Origin of the sequence: Rhizobacter sp. Root1221, assembly GCF_001425785.1 — a bacterium.
In the GTDB taxonomy this organism is placed as follows: domain Bacteria; phylum Pseudomonadota; class Gammaproteobacteria; order Burkholderiales; family Burkholderiaceae_C; genus Rhizobacter.
In genome coordinates this window covers 55,911-73,641 of the sequence record NZ_LMDI01000007.1, presented here as the reverse complement: position 1 = coordinate 73,641, position 17,731 = coordinate 55,911, and the positions used below count along the sequence as shown (strand labels likewise).

The 17,731-nt window shown below is 69.2% G+C and carries 15 protein-coding genes and 1 other RNA gene; 10 read left to right on the top strand and 6 right to left on the bottom strand.

Features of this window, described 5'->3' with window-relative positions; genetic code table 11:
* Positions 1-5: 5 nt before the first annotated feature.
* The 3 genes from ASC87_RS06880 to ASC87_RS06870 all read left to right on the top strand — a co-directional run bounded on the left by ASC87_RS06880 (position 6) and on the right by ASC87_RS06870 (position 3,513).
* The gene (locus tag ASC87_RS06880; RefSeq protein WP_056658697.1) at positions 6-2,426 is read left to right on the top strand and encodes a serine/threonine protein kinase; all 2,421 of its coding nucleotides are present in this window, start codon (positions 6-8) and stop codon (positions 2,424-2,426) included.
* Between the two features lie 417 nt (positions 2,427-2,843).
* Complete coding sequence (locus ASC87_RS06875; RefSeq protein ID WP_056658694.1) at positions 2,844-3,095, top strand: hypothetical protein; 252 nt, start codon at positions 2,844-2,846, stop codon at positions 3,093-3,095.
* Positions 3,096-3,267: 172 nt separating this feature from the next.
* Positions 3,268-3,513: a hypothetical protein gene (locus ASC87_RS06870; RefSeq protein ID WP_056658691.1), complete on the top strand. Its 246-nt coding sequence runs from the start codon at positions 3,268-3,270 to the stop codon at positions 3,511-3,513.
* Positions 3,514-3,734: 221 nt separating this feature from the next.
* Here the strand turns inward: ASC87_RS06870 and ffs are convergent.
* An RNA gene (gene ffs / locus ASC87_RS30625) (signal recognition particle sRNA small type) lies at positions 3,735-3,831 on the bottom strand.
* Positions 3,832-3,875: 44 nt separating this feature from the next.
* Positions 3,876-5,006, bottom strand: coding sequence for an AIR synthase-related protein (locus ASC87_RS06865; protein WP_056658689.1), 1,131 nt, complete (start codon positions 5,004-5,006; stop codon positions 3,876-3,878).
* Positions 5,007-5,100: 94 nt separating this feature from the next.
* Here ASC87_RS06865 and dnaX point away from each other — a divergent pair, with 94 nt between their 5' ends.
* From dnaX to recR, 3 genes are read left to right on the top strand one after another with little or no spacing between them, the layout of a single operon-like run.
* Positions 5,101-6,969: a DNA polymerase III subunit gamma/tau gene (dnaX, locus tag ASC87_RS06860; RefSeq protein WP_056658685.1), complete on the top strand. Its 1,869-nt coding sequence runs from the start codon at positions 5,101-5,103 to the stop codon at positions 6,967-6,969.
* Between the two features lie 19 nt (positions 6,970-6,988).
* Complete coding sequence (locus tag ASC87_RS06855) at positions 6,989-7,315, top strand: YbaB/EbfC family nucleoid-associated protein (protein WP_056658682.1); 327 nt, start codon at positions 6,989-6,991, stop codon at positions 7,313-7,315.
* A gap of 13 nt (positions 7,316-7,328) precedes the next feature.
* Positions 7,329-7,916, top strand: a complete 588-nt coding sequence (gene recR / locus ASC87_RS06850) for a recombination mediator RecR (protein WP_056658679.1) — start codon at positions 7,329-7,331, stop codon at positions 7,914-7,916.
* A gap of 67 nt (positions 7,917-7,983) precedes the next feature.
* On the opposite strand, the gene ASC87_RS06845 is transcribed toward recR, so the two are convergent.
* Both ASC87_RS06845 and gloB read right to left on the bottom strand, forming a co-directional pair.
* Positions 7,984-9,579, bottom strand: a complete 1,596-nt coding sequence (locus ASC87_RS06845) for a transglycosylase SLT domain-containing protein (RefSeq protein WP_056658676.1) — start codon at positions 9,577-9,579, stop codon at positions 7,984-7,986.
* Positions 9,576-10,346, bottom strand: coding sequence for a hydroxyacylglutathione hydrolase (gene gloB / locus ASC87_RS06840; RefSeq protein WP_056658673.1), 771 nt, complete (start codon positions 10,344-10,346; stop codon positions 9,576-9,578). The genes ASC87_RS06845 and gloB overlap by 4 nt, the downstream gene beginning before the upstream one ends.
* Between gloB and ASC87_RS06835 the strand changes: the two genes are divergently transcribed.
* From ASC87_RS06835 to ASC87_RS06820, 4 genes are all read left to right on the top strand, one after another.
* Positions 10,345-11,172, top strand: coding sequence for a class I SAM-dependent methyltransferase (locus ASC87_RS06835; protein ID WP_200954322.1), 828 nt, complete (start codon positions 10,345-10,347; stop codon positions 11,170-11,172). The genes gloB and ASC87_RS06835 overlap by 2 nt on opposite strands.
* Before the next feature lie 55 nt (positions 11,173-11,227).
* The gene (locus ASC87_RS06830; protein WP_056658666.1) at positions 11,228-11,680 is read left to right on the top strand and encodes a ribonuclease H; all 453 of its coding nucleotides are present in this window, start codon (positions 11,228-11,230) and stop codon (positions 11,678-11,680) included.
* A gap of 61 nt (positions 11,681-11,741) precedes the next feature.
* Entirely contained in the window at positions 11,742-12,914 is a 1,173-nt protein-coding gene (locus ASC87_RS06825; protein WP_082568449.1) for an efflux RND transporter periplasmic adaptor subunit, read from the top strand.
* Between the two features lie 6 nt (positions 12,915-12,920).
* Entirely contained in the window at positions 12,921-15,995 is a 3,075-nt protein-coding gene (locus ASC87_RS06820; protein WP_056658664.1) for an efflux RND transporter permease subunit, read from the top strand.
* Here the strand turns inward: ASC87_RS06820 and mobA are convergent, their stop codons facing one another.
* Positions 15,996-16,583, bottom strand: coding sequence for a molybdenum cofactor guanylyltransferase MobA (mobA, locus tag ASC87_RS06815; protein WP_056658656.1), 588 nt, complete (start codon positions 16,581-16,583; stop codon positions 15,996-15,998).
* Complete coding sequence (gene moaA, locus ASC87_RS06810; protein ID WP_056658655.1) at positions 16,580-17,695, bottom strand: GTP 3',8-cyclase MoaA; 1,116 nt, start codon at positions 17,693-17,695, stop codon at positions 16,580-16,582. The genes mobA and moaA overlap by 4 nt, the downstream gene beginning before the upstream one ends.
* Positions 17,696-17,731 lie beyond the last annotated feature (36 nt).

Here is a 17,731-nt window from a genome sequence, read left to right as displayed (position 1 = left end):
CCTCCATGACTTTCCTCGCTCCCGCCGCGGCGACCCTTGGCCGATTCGAGCTGCGCCGCCAGCTTGGCCGTGGTGCGCAAGCCACCGTGTGGCTCGCGTTCGACCCGCGCCTGGAGCGCGAGGTGGCGGTCAAGCTGATGCACGTGGGCGCCACGGTCAACGCCGTGAATCCGTGGCTGCAGGAGGCGCGCAGCGTCAGCCGCCTGAACCACCCGCACATCGTGCCGCTCTTCGAGGCGGACATGCACGAGCACCAGGCCTACCTGGTGTTCGAGTACGTGGCCGGCGGCACGCTGGCCGAACGGCTGAAGGCCAAGGGGCCCATGCCCGTCCGCGAGGCGGTGCAGTTGATCGTGCATGTGCTCGATGCGCTGCAGGTGGCGCATGCCGCTGGCGTGGTGCACCGCGACCTGAAACCCTCGAACATCCTGCTCGACGACCAGGCCCGCCCGCGGGTGATGGACTTCGGCATCGCGGCCCGGGTCACCGATGCCGCGAAGCAGCAGGTGGTGGGCACGCCGGGCTACCTGTCGCCCGAGGCCACGCAAGGGGTCAAGCCCGCGCCGGCCATGGACGTGTTTTCCGCGGCCCTGGTGCTGGCCGAGTTGCTGGCCGGCCGCCCGGTGATCGCCGAGCGCGACCCCTACCGGGCCATGTACCGCGTAACCCACGAAGACTTGGCCTTGCCCGATGGCATTCCGCCGGAGGCCGACGACACGCTGCGGGCCATCGTGCTGCGTGGCATGGCACGCGACCCGCTGAAACGGCACGCCAGCGCGGCCGAACTGCGCGATGCGCTGCTGCAGTGGCTCAATCCGCCGGGCAGCACGGATGCGGCCGCCGGTGGCAGCGGCACGCTCGATTTCCTGCTGCGCCGCATGCGTCACAAAACCGATTTTCCGGCGCTGTCCGATTCGGTGGGACGCATCCAGCGCGTGGCCAACTCCGAAAACGAGAGCCTGTCGAGCCTCTCGGGCGAGATCCTGAAGGACGTGGCGCTCACGAACAAGCTGCTGCGCATGGTCAACACCGCGCACTTCAGCCAGGCGGGCGGGGGCAGCATCAGCACCGTCTCGCGGGCGGTGGCGCTCATCGGGTTCGCCGGCATCCGCAACATGGCGCTCAGCCTCGTGCTGCTGGAGCACATGCACGACAAGGCGCATGCCAACCAGCTCAAGGAGGAGTTCCTTCGCTCGCTGATGGCCGGTTCGCTCGCCAGCGAACTGGGCGCTGCCGCACGTGACGGCGAGGAAGCGTTCATCGGTGCCATGTTCCAGAACCTGGGGCGCCTCCTCACCGAGTTCTACTTCCCGGAAGAGGCGCGCCAGGTGCGCAGCCTGCGCACCGCACCGGTCTCACCCGGCACCCCGGTGCCCAGCGAGGACGCGGTGTCGTTCAAGGTGCTGGGCCTGAGCTTCGAGGAACTCGGCGTGGGCGTGGCCAAGGCGTGGGGGCTGCCGGAAGGGCTCCAGCGCTGCATGCGCAAGCCCACGGGCGACGTGCCTCCACGCCCGTCAGACAAGCCGGGCGAGCGCCAGCGCTGGATGGCATTCGTGGCCAACGAGGTGACTGACGTGCTGCTGCAGGCCGAACCGGGGCAGTCCAGCGCGGCCATCGCCCGCGTCGCCGAGAAGTACACGCGCGTGCTGGGTGTCAGCGCCCGCGAGATGCAGGCCGCTGCCGTGCTGGCCCAGCAGCGGGTGGCCGAGCTCGCCCGCGCGATGGGGCTGCAGGTGCAGCCGGGTTCGCCCATGCGCAAGCTGCTGGTGTCCCGGGGCAACGGCACGGGCTCGACCGAACCGCCCGACAGCCTCACGGAACACGCACTGCATGCCACGCTGCCGACGGGTGCCGACATCGATGCCCGGGCCGGCCACCCGTCGTCGCCCGACGACGGGCAGCGCGCAGCCGCCATGCTGGCCGCCGGCATCCAGGACATCACGAACACGATGGTCGAGGATTTCAAGCTGAACGAGGTGTTGCGCATGATCCTCGAGACCATGCTGCGCGCCCTCGGTTTCCAGCGCATCGTCTTCTGCCTGCGCGACCCGAAGACCGAGACGCTCACCGGCCGTTTCGGGCTGGGGCAGGGTGTCGAGGTGGTGTCACAGAACTTCAAGGTGGCCCTCAAGCCGGCCGCCGGCACGCCGCCCGACCTCTTCACCGCGGTGTGCCTGAAGGGCGCCGACACGCTCATCACCGACACCACCGTCGGCAACATCGCCGCGCGGCTGCCCGCGTGGTACCGCAAGTCGGTGAACGCGCCCGCGTTCCTGCTGCTGCCGCTGCTCATGAAGGGGGCGCCGTTCGCCCTCATCTATGCGGACAAGGCCGAACCGGGCGGCATCAACCTCGGAGAGAAGGAACTCTCGCTGCTTCGCACCTTGCGCAACCAGGCCGTGATGGCCTTCAAGCAGTCGAACTGAACGCCCGTTCGGCGGACGCCCTTGCAGGGCGTGATGCCGGTCACGTTTCTCGGCATCGCCCCTCCCGATGCGCGGGTTTCCCCCTTGTTGAACGGGTGTGCAGTATTGCAAGAATCCACGTCGACTACCCGCTCGTCGAGATCACGATCGTGGGCCCCGGCGGCAAGTACATGCGTTGAATTGTGGAGGAGAGGGCAGGAGGAGGCCCGAAGGAGAGAGAGCGAGGAAGAGAGGAAGGCGCCCGGCCAGGTGCGGCCGGGCGCCTTTTATTTCGTGCTGCGGGAGAGGGGTCTCGTGAATCCGGCGTCGTCCTACACGGGGTTGAGTGTGCCGCCCTGGGCCTGCTGCACGTGGCCGCCTATCGTTGGCCCAGCGCCGGGCCGCATGCCGTGCCGGCGCGCAACACGGAGCCCCGCCATGGCCGCTGACAAGCCCCAACCCCACACCCGTCCGGTGCAGACCGGCCCCGGCAAGACCGGCGTGCCCGAGTCGGTGCCACGCCTGCCGCACGAACGCGACGAGTCGGCCGACAGCCAGCGCAGCGAGCCGCGTCCGAAGATGCGCCAGGCGCACGACGACGTGGCGGCCGGCCGTGTGGACACCGATCGCGGTCCCCCGTCGAACGAGGCCTACCAGAAGCAGAAGTCGCCGGGCAAGCCGCGCGTGTGACGGGCTTGCGCGAACTGTCGGCGCGAGCTGTCGGCGCGAACTGTCGGCGCGAACTGTCGGCGCGAACTGTCGGCGTTTTCTCACAGCGTGATCAGCCGGCCGCCGCTGTCGGAATTCACCCCCGATCCGTAGCATGACATTCAACACGAAACGAAGAATCTCGAGGCATCCGATGGACCTCTCCCATCGCGCGAAGTACATGATTCTCTTCGGCCCGGCCGACGCGCCCCGGGCCCTCCTGTTCAACGGCGACCACCGCTTCCTGGCGGAGGTCTTCGACGAAGACGGCATGGTCCTGCAGCAGTTGATGAAATCGGGTGCCGCGTGTCCGCCACCGCGCAACCTGGTGTTCGACGGCGTGGCACCTCCGCCGCCCCCGAGCTCCGCGAGCGCGATGCGCTGCTACGCGCTGGGCTGACCGCGGGCCATGACGCCAACGAGGGCAGCGTCGAAACAAGGAAACAAGAAATGGGGGAGGGGCGAGCGACGCGCAGCGAGCAATGCCCCGAACCGCGAACGCCAGGCAGGCGAGCAAAGCGAAGCCGCAGATCAAGCTACCGCCGAGCCCGGGTCTCCCGGGCGACCGCGGGCTCCCCCTCGGGGGGACCGGCGCGAAGCGCCGTAGGGGGCACCATCAAGGGTGACGAGCCTGACCCCGGCACTGGTCACAACGGTTGGGGCTGCTTCGTTCCCGACCTGACCCGGTTGGCCGCGCTTCCATGCGGGGAGGCCCGTCGCCGACGATTGTAACGGCAGACGGCGGGGTCACCCCAAAAAAGGTCAACGAAGTTGCAAGGCGTCGTCACCGAACTCGATGTTCAGCGGTTCGATCACGAGTTTCTTCGGGCCCGCCTCGACCTGGCCGGCCACGATGGCATCGATGCCCTGGGCCTTGGCGACCGCCACGGTGCGCTCGGCGTCTGCTGCCTTCACGAACAGTGCAAACCCCGCGCCCATGTTGAGCGTGCCGTAGGCCTCGAAGTCGTCCTGCTTGGCGTGTTGCTGGATGAACTTGAGCACCGGCGTGACCGCGGGCACGGTGTGGATTCGGTACGTGTGCGTGGCGGGGTGGCGCAGCAGCTTGCGCCAGCCGTGGCCGGTGATGTTGGCGCAGTAGTTCGGCACGATGCCGGCCTTGTAGAGGGCTTCCGTCACGGGCGAGTACAGCACGGTGGGCGCGAGCAGCGCTTCGCCGTACGTGAGGCCCGGTTCCACCTCGGTGAGGTAACCCTGGGGCAGGCGCTCGACCAGCTTGCGCGCGAGGCTCAGGCCGTTGGCGTGGATGCCGCTGGAGGCCAGCAGCACGATGGCGTCTCCGGGGGCGAGCTTGTCGCCCACCGACAGGCGTTCCTTCGGGTTGATGAGGCCGGTGCAGCTGGCGGCGAGGTCGATGCGGCCATCGGCCACGATGCCGGCGAGCGCGGGGGTCTCGCCACCGCCCCAGGCCACGCTGCATACGTCGCAGGCGCGTTTCCAGCCCGCCACGAGGGCTTGTGCACGCTGTGCATCGCCGAACCAGTCGGACCCGCCGGCCGCCCAGTAGGCCTGCACGACGAGCGGCGTGGCGCCCACGGTGATCAAGTCGTTGATGGCCATCGCGATGGTGTCCTGCGCGATGCCGTCGTAGTAGCTTTTCCCGGTGAGGGCCTTCATCTCGTCGGCCACCAGGGCCTTGGAGCCCAGGCACTCGACGATGGACGCGATGTAGAACGGGCCCACGTCCACGACGTAGGCGGATTCGCCGCGCGACGCTTCCACCTCGCTGAACCCGTGGGCCAGCAGGTGCGAACCGGTGGCCTTGGCTGCGCGCTGGGCGGCCACTTTCAGCGGGTCGATCAGGTCGTAGTTGACGCCGGCCTGCTCGTAGCTGAGGGTGTCGTTGGCGGAAGGCGAGGTGGGCTTGGAATTCATGAGCGGGTTTCGACGTCGGCGCCAGCGGACTGGCCAAACCCGGATTATCGGGCAGGACCGCCGATCCGCCTCCTCGCGACCGTAGAATCGCCGGATGTCCTACCTTGTTCTGGCTCGCAAATACCGCTCCCGCGATTTCGAATCGCTGGTGGGCCAGGAGCATGTCGTCCAGGCGCTGAGCAATGCGCTGACACAGCAGCGCCTGCACCACGCCTACCTGTTCACCGGCACGCGGGGGGTGGGCAAGACGTCCGTGTCGCGCATCCTCGCGAAGGCGCTCAACTGCACCGGTGCCGACGGGCAGGGGGGCATCACCGCCCACCCGTGTGGCGTGTGCGATGCGTGCCGCGACATCGATGCAGGCCGGTTTGTCGACTACGTCGAACTCGACGCGGCGTCCAACCGCGGTGTCGACGAAATCTCGCAATTGCTCGACCAGTCCGTCTACAAGCCGGTCATGGGGCGCTTCAAGGTCTACATGATCGACGAAGTGCACATGCTGTCCACCACCGCGTTCAACGCGATGCTGAAGACGCTCGAGGAACCACCCGAGTACCTCAAGTTCGTGCTGGCCACCACCGACCCGCAGAAGGTGCCGCCCACCGTGCTGTCGCGTTGCCTGCAGTTCAACCTGCGGCCCATGGCGCCGCAGACGGTGCTCGAACACCTCGGCACGGTGCTCGGGGCCGAACAGATCACGGCCGAGCCTGGTGCGCTGCGGCTGCTGGCCCGTGCCGCGCGCGGGTCCATGCGCGATGCGTTGTCGCTCACCGACCAGGCCATCGCCTTTGGCGCCGGCGCGCTCACCGAAGCCGGCGTGCGCCAGATGCTCGGTGCGGTGGACCGCACGCACGCCGTGCGCCTCATCAACGCGCTGGCCCAGGGGCAGGGCGCCGAGGTGGTGGCCGCCGTGAACGACCTGCGTGGCCTGGGCCTGTCGGCCACCGGCACGCTCGAGGAAATGGCCGTGCTGCTGCAGCAGATGGCCGTGGTGCAGGCCGTGCCCGACGCGCTCGATGCCAACGACCCCGATTCCGCCGCCGCCGTGCGCCTGTCGGGCCGCCTGCCGGCCGATGACACGCAGTTGCTCTACAGCATCGTGCTGCACGGCCGCGCCGAACTGGCGCTCGCGCCCGACGAATACAGCGGCCTCGTGATGGTGTTGCTTCGCATGCTGGCATTCCGGCCATCGGGGGCGGCCGCCCCCGCGCCGTCGCGTCCGGCCGAGGCGCCGCCGGCGCCTGTGGCCGCGCCGGCAGCTGCGATGGCATCGGCCCCGGCACCGGTCCCCGCGCCTGCACCCGTGGCGGCCGCTGCACCGCCGGTCCCGCGGGAATCCGTGCGGCCTGCCGCCGTGGCCCCCGCGCCTTCGACGCGGGTGGCGCCCCGGTCGTCCGAGCCGCCCGCGTGGCTCGATGAACAACCCTTCGACGGCGAAGGCGCCGGCGGGTCGGCCATCAGCCTCGAGGACGCCGAAGCGGCTGCCGAGGCCTCGGTCGTGGCGCCGGTGGCGCGCCGCCCGTTGCCGGCCGACAAACCGGCGCCGGTGCACGTACCCACCGATCTCGGCACACGCTGGAACGACGTCGTGATGCAGCTGTGTGCCGCGGGTGCCATCTCGGCGCTCGCCCGCGAGATGGCCATGCAGGCGCAGTGCCTGGCCATCGAGACGCAGGACGGCGTGCCGGTGTGGCGCCTGCGGGTCGAACGCGAGATGCTGCGATCGCCCGCGCTGCGCGACAAGGTGCAGGCCGCGCTCGCCGAACTCCTGAAGCAGCCCGTGCGGCTCGAGGTGGAGGGGGGCGGCACCGCCACCGATACCCCGGCCCAGCGTGCCGCCGCCGAACGCCTGCGCCGCCAGGCCGAGGCCGAACAGATCATCCACAACGACCCGCTGGTGCAAACCTTGATGCAGCAGTTCAAGACGGCGCGCATCGTGCCCGGCTCGGTCAAATTCCACTGAACCCGTAGAGGATCACACCATGATGAAGAACCAGATCGCCGGCTTGATGAAGCAGGCCCAGGCGATGCAGGAAAACCTGAAGAAGGCCCAGGAGGAACTGGGCACCATCGAGGTCGAGGGCCAGTCCGGCGCCGGCCTCGTGAAGGTCACCATGACCTGCAAGCACGACGTCAAGCGGGTCGTGATCGACCCGAGCCTGCTGGCCGACGACAAGGACATGCTCGAAGACCTGGTGGCTGCCGCTTTCAACGACGGCCTGCGCCGGGCGGAAGAAGTGTCCCAGGAAAAAATGGGCAAGCTCACTGCCGGCATGCCGCTGCCCGGCGGCATGAAGTTCCCGTTCTGAGGTCTGCCCACCTGTGGCCGAATCCGCCCTCGACCTGTTGATCGACGCCCTGCGGCTGTTGCCGGGGGTGGGGCAGAAGTCGGCGCAGCGCATGGCCTTTCACCTGCTGCAGCACGACCGCGTGGGCGCCCAGCGCCTCGCGGCCGCGCTCGACACCGCCTTGCACGACGTGCGCCATTGCGAGCGGTGCCACACGTTCACCGAGGCCGCGGTATGCAGCACCTGCCTCGACCCGGCGCGCGACCCGAAGCTTTTGTGTGTGGTCGAAACGCCGGCTGACCAGGCGGCGATGGAACGCACCGGCAGCTACAAGGGCCTGTACTTCGTGCTGATGGGCCGCCTGAGCCCGCTCGACGGGGTGGGTGTGCCCGACATCGGCATGCAGGCCCTGATGGACCGCACGGCCGACGGCGAGGTGCAGGAGGTCATCGTGGCCACCAACTTCACCGCCGAAGGGGAGGCCACGTCGTACGTGATCTCCGAGGCGTTGAAGTCACGCGGGGTGCGTGTCACACGCCTGGCGCGTGGGGTGCCCATCGGCAGCGAACTCGAGTACGTGGACCTCGGCACCATCGCGCATGCGTTGGTGGATCGGCGCTGACGGCTCGAGGCCCGGTCACGGCGCCACGGCCCGTCATCCCGGTTTTTACCGGGTGACGGCGGGCCGCTCAGCGCTTCTTCTTGACCACCGGCTTGGCCGGCGCCGCCTTCTTCTTCGCCGACGATTTTTTCGCGGCCGAACCCTTGGTGGCGTGAACGGCCTTGGTGCTTCGCACCGAGGTGTGGCCGCGGGCGGCCTTCTGGGCCACGAACACGACGATGGTCTCGCCCGGGTGGAACTTCGCCGAGGCGCTGGTCTTGTTCCACTGGGCCACCTGGTGAGGGGTCACGCGGTAGCGCTTGGCCACCGTGGCCACGGTGTCGCGTTTGCCGGCGCGCAGCGCCACGCGGCGCAGTGGGGGTGCGTCGGGTGTCAGCGACAGCGCGGCGTTGTCGGCGAGCTCGGGTGACACGTCGCGGGTGAGTGACTGGGCTCGGGGAACGAGCAGCGTGGAACCGGCCTTCACGAGCATCGACGGCGGGATCTTGTTGACCTCGCGCAACTCGGCCTCATGCATGCCGACCCGCTTGGCCGCTTCGGCCGGATGCAGCGTGCTCGGGGCCACCCACGCGGTCCAGGTGGCCAGCGGCCCCTGGTGCACGCCGATGTTGCGGATGAACTGGCTCGCGTTGTCGTATGGCAGCAGCACCTGCGGGGTGCCGGCGGCCAGGATCACGGGCTTGTTCATCTGCGGGTTCAGCGTGTGGAACTCGTCGCGCGAGACACCGGCCAATGCGATGGCGAGCGACACGTCGATGTCGCGTTCGATGGGCACGCTCAGGAAGTACGGATGGTTCTCGAGCGCCGGCAGCGCGATGCCGTAGTCGGCCGGCCGCGCGATGATGTTCTTCACCGCCTGCAGCTTTGGCACGTAGTACTGCGTTTCGTCGGGCATGCGCAGGCTCTGGTAGTCGGTGGGCAAGCCCATGCGCTGGTTGCGCTTGATGGCCCGCTGCACGCTGCCTTCACCCCAGTTGTAGGCCGCCAGCGCGAGCTGCCAGTCGCCGAACATGCCGTAGAGCTTGCCCAGGTAGTCGAGGGCCGCGCGTGTGGACGCGAGCACGTCGCGGCGGTCGTCGCGGAACACGTTCTGGCGCAGCTCGAAGTATTTGCCGGTGGCTGGCATGAACTGCCACATGCCGGAGGCCTTCGCGGACGACACGGCCTGCGGGTTGAAGGCGCTTTCGATGAAGGGCAGCAACGCGAGTTCGGTGGGCATGCCGCGGCGCTCCACTTCTTCGACGATGTGGAACAGGTAGCGGCTGCCGCGGGTGGTCATGCGTTGCACGTAGTCGGGCCGCGACGCGTACCACTGCTCGCCTTTCTGGACGAGCGGGGTGTTCATGTCGGGGATGGCGAAGCCCCGGCGCAGGCGGGTCCACAGGTCGGCGTTGGCCGCCGCGGCGTTGAGGTCCACCTTTTCATCGGGCCGCAATGGGTCGATGGGGGCGGCAACGGCCGGGCCGGTGTCGCTCGTGGCGGCCGATGCGGGGGCGGAAGCCGCCGCCGCGGAAGCCGCGGATTCCGCGGCGTGCACGATGTCGGAGACGTCGTCGGCCGGGCCCGTGGGCGGCGGATCGAACGAGGCGCATCCGAACAGGCCCAGCGACAGCAGGAGGGTGGCACAGGTGGCGGGGCGCCGCAGGGCGGAGAAAAGAGTCATTGGAATACGTTCTTCCATTGGCGGAGGGTGGCCAGCACTTCGACCGCGTCGCCGCTCGCCGCACCGTGGCGGCGGGCAGCCTCCACGACGGCCGGCTGGCCGCAGCGGAGGAACGGGTTGATGCGTTGTTCCTGGCCGATGGAACCGGGCAAGGTGGGCAAGCCCCGGCTGCGCAGATTTTCGCAGCGGGACGTGTAGTCGAGCAGGTCGGTGTTGTGAGGTTCGACCGCTCGGGCGAATTTAAGGTTGGACAAGGTGTATTCGTGGGCGCAGCAGACCCGGGTGTCGGCGGGCAGTTGCGCCAGTTGCGTGAGCGACTGGTGCATCTGGGCCGGCGTGCCTTCGAACAGGCGGCCGCAGCCGCCCGAAAAAAGCGTGTCGCCGCAAAAGAGGATCGGGGCGCCGTGTGCGGGCCGGTGCACGTAGGCGATGTGGCCCGCGGTGTGGCCGGGCACGTCGATGACCTCGAACGCGCAGCCGAGCGCCTGGACGGTGTCACCCCCCGTCACGGGCACGGTGGGCTGCGGAATGGTTTCACGCGCAGGGGCGAACACGGGGCCCTGCAGGCGTTCTCGAAGCCCGGCGAGGCCGCCGACGTGATCGTTGTGGTGGTGAGTCACTAGAATTGCCGCGAGGGCCAACCCGTGCACATCCAACGCCTGGTGCACCGGGGCGGCGTCGCCCGGATCGACGACGAGCGCCTGCCGGCCATCGTGGAGCATCCAGATGTAGTTGTCGGCAAAGGCAGGCAGTGCAAGCAGGTTCATGACAGAACTCGTCATTATAAGTTTGGCGGAATGGCTCGAAACACCGCCCGGGCGCTACCTGCTGGCCTGGGAGCAGGCGCAGCTCGATCGCAGTGTGGCCGACATCTTCGGATTTCACGCGTTGCAGCTCGGGCTTCCTGAACTGGATGCCCTGCGGGACAACCGCATGCCCCACCGGTGGCTCGCCGCTGGCGCCCCGGAGGCCCCGATGGAGCCGCCGCGAGGTGCCGAAGTTCCCTCTCCGGCGAGCCGCCAAGGTTACCCCAGGGCGCAGGTGGTGCTCCAATGCGATTTCGACGCGCTGCCGTTCGACAGCCAGAGCCTCGACCTGGTGGTGCTGCCCCATGCGCTGGAACTCGCCCGGGACCCGCATCTCGCCCTGCGCGAGGTGGAGCGGGTCCTGATGCCGGAGGGCAAGGCGGTGATCCTCGGCTTCAACCCTCGCAGCCTCTGGGGCATTCGCCAGCGGCTCGGGCGCCTGTGGCGGCAGATGGGGTTTCGCCCGCGCGAGGCCCTGTTCCTGCCCAGCGAAGGCGAGTTCCTCGGGTACCGGCGCATGCGCGACTGGCTGCGCCTGCTGAGCTTCGAGGTGGAGTCCGGGCGGTTCGGGTGTTACGCGCCGCCGCTGCGGTCCGAGCGCTGGCTTGCCCGGTTCGACTGGGCCGAGCGCGTGGGCGAGCGCTGGTGGCCGGTGTTCGGCGCGGTCTATTGCGTGGTGGCCGTCAAGCGGGTGCGTGGCATGCGGCTCGTGGGCCTGGCGCGGCAGCACCGCATGGCGGTCAAGGCGGCGCAGGCGGTGGTGAGCCACCATCGCACGAAGGACTGACAGCATCATCGGCGACACTCCGCTTCCTCTTTGAACACACGGGATACACGACACGATGAAATGGGTCGCTTACACAGACGGGGCCTGCGCGCCCTCCAACCCGGGCCCGGCAGGGTGGGGTGCCGTGCTGATCGCCCCCGATGGCCGCACCGAAACCGACCATTACGGTTTCATCGGGCCCGGCACCAACCAGATCGCCGAACTGACGGCGGCACTCGAGGGTCTCACGCGGGTGCCCGCGGGTGATGCGGTCGAGCTGGTGTCGGACAGCCAGTACGTGCTGAAGGGCCTGACCGAATGGCGCGCCGGCTGGGAACGCAAGGGGTACCGCAACTCGAAGGGCGAGCAGGTGGCCAACCTCGCGCTGTGGAAGCAGCTGTTTGCGGCCGCGGATGCCAGGAAAGTCACGACACGGTGGGTGCGCGGGCACAACGGCGACGTGTACAACGAACGGGCCGATGCGCTGGCGAACAAGGCCCTGGCCACCAAGTCACGCAGCGAAGGCTGAGGATCGCCCTCATGCGCAGGGGAAGGCGTTCCTCTAGAGTGAACGCCGGAGCATTTTTTCAATGACGATCAAGAAGTTTCACGCCCTCGTGGCAGTGGTGGGGCTCGTGGGCATCAGCGCCGCGGCGTGGGTGTACCAGCGCCAGGACGGCAGCGGGCAGCGCGCGGCGTCCAGCGCCGCGCCGGGCCGCGCAGGGCCGGAAGGCCCTGCTGCGGTCGAGGTGGCGCGTGCCAGTTCGATGCGCCTGCTGGACGAAACCCTGGCGGTGGGGTCGTTGCGGTCGCGCCAAGGGGTGGTGCTCCGGCCCGAAACCAGCGGGCGTGTGTCGCGGCTCGGGTTCGCCGACGGCGCCCGCGTGCGCCGCGGCCAGCTGCTCGTGCAGCTGGACGACACCCTGCAGCGCGCCCAGCTGGCGCAGGCCAAGGCCCAGTCCAGCATCGCGCGCACCAACCTCCAGCGCAACCGCGACCTCGCCTCGCAGAATTTCGTGAGCCAGAGCGCGGTCGACCAGAGCGCCGCGGCGCTCGAGGTGGCCGAGGCCCAGGTGGCACTGGCCCAGGCGCAACTGGTGCGCATGCGCATGCTGGCCCCGTTCGATGGCGTGGCGGGCATCCGCCTCGTCAACGTCGGCGACTACGTCAAGGACGGGGCCGACCTCGTCAACCTCGACGACGTGGCGGCCATGTACGTGGACTTCCGGCTGCCCGAGGGGGTGCTGTCGCGCCTGAAGGCCGGCCAGTCCGTGGACGTGACCCTCGACGGCCTGCCGGGCCGCTCGTTCAAGGGGCGGGTCGAGGCGTTCGACTCCCAGCTGGACGCCAACGGCCGCTCGCTGCTCGTGCGCGCCAGCATCGCCAACGACGAAGGGGTGCTGCGCCCCGGCATGTTCGCCCGGGCGCGGCTCGTGTTCTCGACCCGCGAGGAGGCCGTCGTGGTGCCCGAGGAGGCGCTGGTGCCGCAGGGCGGACGCCAGTTCCTCGTCAAGGTCACCGACGGCCCGGCCGGCCCCACCAGCCAGCGCCTGGAGGCCAAACTGGGCCTTCGGGTGCCTGGCAAGGTGGAAATCCTGCAGGGCCTGCAGGCCGGCGACCTGGTGGTGACGGCGGGCCAGGCGCGCCTGATGCGCGGCGACGGCCTGCCGGTGAAGGTGGTGCAGGTGGGCGAGGCCGCGGCGTCCGTGCCGGCGTCGGCGCCTCGCGTGGCGGCCGCCGGCAGCGCCGCGGCACAACGCTGACCGGCCATGAAGATCTCCGAAACCTCGATCCGGCGCCCGGTGTTCGCCACCGTGATGTCGTTGCTCATCATCCTGGTGGGGGCGGTCTCTTTCATGCGGCTGCAGGTGCGCGAGTACCCGCGCATCGACGAACCGGTGGTCAACGTCACCACGCGGCTCACCGGTGCCTCGTCCGAGGTGATCGAATCGCAGGTCACGAAGGTGCTCGAGGACTCCATCGCGGGCATCGAGGGCGTGGACATCATCACGTCGGTGTCCCGGGCCGAACAGAGTCAGATCACCGCACGGTTCAAGCTCACCAAGAGCCCGGAGGACGCCGCCGCCGACGTGCGCGACCGCGTCTCCCGCGTGCGGGCCAAGCTGCCCGATGCCATCGACGAGCCCGTCATCGCGAAGGTGGAGGCCGACGCCACGCCCACCATCTGGCTCGCGTTCAGCAGCGACACACTGTCGCCGCTGGTCATCACCGACCTGATCAACCGCATCGTCAAGCCGCGGCTGCAGACCGTGCCCGGCGTGGCCGACGTGCAGATCAACGGCGACCGCAAGTTCTCGATGCGCATCTGGGTGGACCCCGACAAGCTGGCGTCGTACCGGCTCACGGTGCAGGACGTGGAAGACGCGTTGCGCCGCCAGAACCTCGAGGTGCCCGCGGGCCGCATCGAGAGCCAGCAGCGTGAGTTCAGCGTCACCGCGCAGACCGACCTCGCCACGCCGGTGCAGTTCGGCGACGTGGCGCTCAAGACCGTCAACGGCTATTCGGTGCGCCTGCGGGACGTGGCGCGCATCGAGGAGGCGGCGGCCAGCGAACGCTCGAGCGTGCGCCTCAACGGGCGGCCGGCGGTGTCGATGGGCGTGATCCGCCAGGCCACGGCCAACCCGCTCGAGGTGTCGGCCGGCGTGTACGAGGTGCTGCCGAAGATCCAGCAGGACCTGCCCGACAGCGTGCGGGTGCAGCAGGCCAATGACAACTCGGTCTTCATCGACCGGTCGGTGAAGTCCGTGTACCACACCATCTTCGAGGCGGTGGTGCTGGTGGCGCTGGTGGTGTTCGTGTTCCTGCGCACGTTGCGGGCGTCGATCATCCCGCTCGTGACCATCCCCGTGAGCCTGATCGGCGTGTTCGGCATGATGGCGCTGGCCGGTTTCACCATCAACACGCTGACGCTGCTCGCGCTCGTGCTGGCGATCGGCCTCGTGGTGGACGACGCCATCGTGATGCTCGAGAACATCTTCCGGCACATCGAGGAGGGGCTCTCGCCGTTCCAGGCGTCACTGAAGGGGTCGAAGGAAGTGGCGTTTGCCGTGCTCGCGATGACGATGACGCTCGCCGCGGTGTTCGCGCCGCTTGCATTCACGCCGGGCCGCACCGGCCGGCTGTTCGTCGAGTTCGCGCTGACGCTGGCGGGGGCGGTGATCGTGTCCGGCTTCACGGCGCTGACGCTCACGCCCATGATGTGCAGCAAGCTGCTGCGCCACAACCCGAACCCGAACCGTTTCGACCGCCTGATGGAGTCGTGGCTCGTGGCGCTGACGGGCCGCTACGAATTGGCGCTGCGCTGGGTGCTGGGGCGCCGCTGGCTCGTGCTGCTCGTGATGGCCGGGTCGGCAGTGGCGAGTGTGTGGCTGTTCCGGACCACCAAGAGCGAACTGGCACCGCTGGAAGACCGCGGTGTGATCCTGGCCACCGTCAACGCACCCGACGGGGCCACGATGGCCTACACCGAGCGCTACATGCGCGAGATCGAGAAGGTGGGGATGCAGTACCCCGAGTTCGACCGGGTGTTCGTGGTCACGGGCAACCCCACGGTGTCGCAGGGGGTGGCGTTCATGCGCACCACCGACTGGACGCAGCGCACGCGCACCACCCAATGGCTCGCGCGCGACATGCTGCCGAAGTTCGCGAACCTGCCGGGTGTCAACGCGTTCCCGGTGACCCCGCCGTCGCTCGGCCAGGGGTTCCGCGAGCGGGCCATCAACTTCGTGATCGTCACGTCCGATTCGTACCAGAACCTGTCGCGGGTGTCGCAGCAGGTGCTGGCCGAGATGAACAAGAACCCGGGCCTCGTGCAGCCCGACACCGACCTGCGCCTGAACAAGCCCGAGATCTTCATCCAGGTGGACCGCAACCGCGCGGCCGATGCCGGCGTGGCGGTGGACCAGGTGGCCCGTGCCATCGAGACCATGCTGGGCGGGCGCAATGTCACGCGCTACAAGCGCGAGGCCGAGCAGTACGACGTGATCGTGCAGACCGAAGGGCGCGGGCGCACCACGCCGGAAGACATCGACCGCATCTTCGTGCGCGGCCGTGGTGACGCGATGATCCCGCTGTCGTCGCTGGTCACCGTGAAGGAATCGGTGAGCCCGCGCGAGCTGAACCACTTCAACCAGCGGCGGTCGGTGGCGTTGACGGCCAACCTGGCACCGGGCTATTCGCTGGGCGAGGCGCTCGAGTTCATGGATGCCACCGCGGCCCAGTTGCTCAAGCCGGGTTACTCCACCGAATTGAACGGGGTGTCGCGTGAGTACCGGTCTTCGAGTGGTGCGCTGGGCCTGGTGTTCGTGCTCGCGCTCGTGTTCATCTTCCTCGTGCTCTCCGCGCAGTTCGAGAGTTTCGTGGACCCGTTCGTGATCATGCTGAGCGTGCCGCTGTCGATGCTCGGGGCGCTCGGTGCGTTGCAGTGGTCCGGTGGCACGCTGAACGTGTACTCGCAGATCGGGCTCATCACGCTCGTGGGCCTCATCACGAAACACGGCATCCTCATCGTGGAGTTCTCGAACCAGCTGCGCCAACAGGGGCTCGACACGCTGGAGGCGGTGGTGCAGGGCGCGTCGCTGCGCCTGCGGCCCATCCTGATGACCACCGGCGCCATGGTGCTGGGGGCGCTGCCGCTGGCACTGGCGTCGGGCGCCGGTGCCGAGAGCCGCCAGCAGATCGGCTGGGTGATCGTGGGGGGCATGACGGTGGGCACGCTGCTCACCATCTTCGTGGTGCCCACGATGTACATGCTGCTGGCGCGCCGGGAGGTGCCGGGCGAGATCGCCGAGGTGGCACTCGAGGCGCCTGGCGGGGCGCACTGATCAGCGCAGGCGCTGCAGATCGTCGAGGGTGTTGGCGTTGGCAAACGCCGTGGTGTCGTCGAACGGCACCAGCACCACACCTTCGTGGCTAGCCCAGGCCCACGGGCTGGCGCCACCGCCGGCCACGAATGCGGCCAGGCTCGGTGCCAGCGAACGCCGCAGCAGACAGAACACCGGCTGGTGCTGCAGGGTGCCGTCCTCGTTGCGGGTGGCGGCCATCGCGAGGCCGGCCGGTTCCGCGGCCGCGGCCAGGCGTTCGGCCAGGTCGGCAGGAAACCGCGGGGAATCGCAGGGCACCGACAGCAGCCAGCCGGTGGTGCAGCGCTGCAGGCCGGCGAGCAGGCCGGCGAGCGGGCCGGGATGGCCAGGCAGTGAATCGGCCAGCACCGGCACGCCGAAGGTTTCGTACGTGGCCAGGTGGCGGTTGGCCGAGACCAGTCGGGGGCCCACCTGGGGCGCGAGGCGGTCGAGTGCGATGCGGGCGAGGGGTTGGCCGTGCAGCAGCTGCAAGCCCTTGTCGGCGCCCCCCATCCGGCGGCCCATGCCGCCGGCGAGCACCAGGCCGGTGATCTGCTCGCGCGGGATCATCCGCCGATGTAGTGCATCTCGACCCGGCGCGCGCCATCGGCCGGCGCTGGCGGCAGCGCCGCGCGCAGTTCCGAATAGCGGTCACCGCGGCCGCGCCAGATGGCCGCGATGGCGTGCGCCACCTGCGGGTCGGTGCGGTCGCCGCGCAGCAATGCCCGCAGGTCGTGGCCCTGCGTGCCGAACAGGCACAGGAACAGCCGGCCTTCGGTGGTCAGGCGCGCACGGTTGCAATCGCGGCAGAAGGCCTGCGTGACGCTGGAGATCACGCCCACCTCGCCCTGGCCGTCGCGGTAGCGCCAGCGCGCCGCCGTTTCACCCGATTGCGACGCGGCCATGGCTTCGAGCGGGAATTCGGCGTTCAGGCGTGCGATGACGTCGGCCGACGGCAGCACCTCGTCCATGCGCCAGCCGTTGGTGGCGCCTACGTCCATGTACTCGATGAACCGCAGCACCACCGGCGTGCCGCGGAAGTGCCGTGCCATGGGCAGGATCTCGTGGTCGTTGGTGCCACGCTTGACGACCATGTTCACCTTGACGGGGCCGAGGCCCACGCGGTGGGCAGCCTCGATGCCGCCGAGCACGTCGGCGACGGGGAAGTCGGCGTCGTTCATGCGGCGGAACGTGGTGTCGTCGAGGGCGTCGAGGCTCACCGTGATGCGCTGCAGGCCGGCATCCTTCAGGGCCTGCGCCTTGCGGGCGAGCAGCGAGGCGTTGGTGGTGAGCGTGAGGTCGAGCGGGCGGCCGTCCGGCGTGGGCAGGTTGGCGAGCATCTCGACGAGGCGCTCGAGGTTCTTGCGCAGCAGCGGCTCCCCGCCGGTCAGGCGGATCTTGCGCACGCCCAGGTCCACGAACACCCGTGCGGTGCGGGCGATCTCCTCGAAGCTCAGCAGCGCGTCGTGGGGCAGGAACCGGTAGTTCTTGTCGAAGATCTCCTTCGGCATGCAGTAGCTGCAGCGGAAGTTGCAGCGGTCGGTGACCGAGATGCGGAGGTCGTGCAGGGGGCGGCCGAGCGTGTCGAGGAGCGGGCCGCTGAACGGCGTGTCATCGGCAGGGAGGAGGGGGGCGCTCGCCAGCAGGCGGTGGTCGGCGAGCGGAATCACTTTGGCGGCCATGGCGCCTATTGTGCCTGCCGCGGGGCGGCGGCGCTG